This window comes from Oleiphilus sp. HI0128 (genome assembly GCF_001635365.1).
Genome location: NZ_LWGG01001286.1, coordinates 1 through 520, shown reverse-complemented (window position 1 = coordinate 520; position 520 = coordinate 1). Strand labels below are relative to the sequence as shown.

The window sequence follows — 520 nt, the reverse complement described above, 5'->3', positions numbered from 1 at the left end:
ACTCAAATCCTTTGGGACTTGGACATGCAGATCGAGCCAGGTTCACGCACTTGTATCATGGGCCGTAATGGTGTCGGTAAAACTACCTTACTTAAGGCCATCATGGGACTGCTTCCCGTCACCAATGGCGAAATATTAATGGATGGCCAGCCTTTGCAGGGAAAAACAGCCGAAGCTCGAGCACCCGCAGGTATTGGCTATGTGCCGCAGGGACGGGAGATCTTTCCATTACTAACCGTTGAAGAGAATTTACGTGTGGGTTTGCCTATTCGCAAGGGACGTTTAAAAGGTCAGGAAGGCGCGGGTGAAATTCCTCAGAAAATTTTTGATCTATTCCCTGTGCTAGGCGAAATGATGCATCGCCGCGGTGGTGACTTATCGGGTGGCCAGCAACAGCAGTTGGCCATTGGCAGAGCGCTGATTATAGAGCCTAAGGTGTTAATTCTGGATGAGCCAAATGAAGGTATTCAGCCTAACATTGTTAAGCAAATTGGCGATGTTGTGATGAAGTTAAATGAAG

Annotated in this window: 1 protein-coding gene; it reads left to right on the top strand. The window is 48.1% G+C overall.

The genetic code is table 11. From position 1 onward, the window contains the following. Positions 1-520, top strand: a 520-nt coding sequence (locus A3763_RS21550) for an ATP-binding cassette domain-containing protein (RefSeq protein ID WP_068760498.1), incomplete at both ends; no start/stop codon positions are given.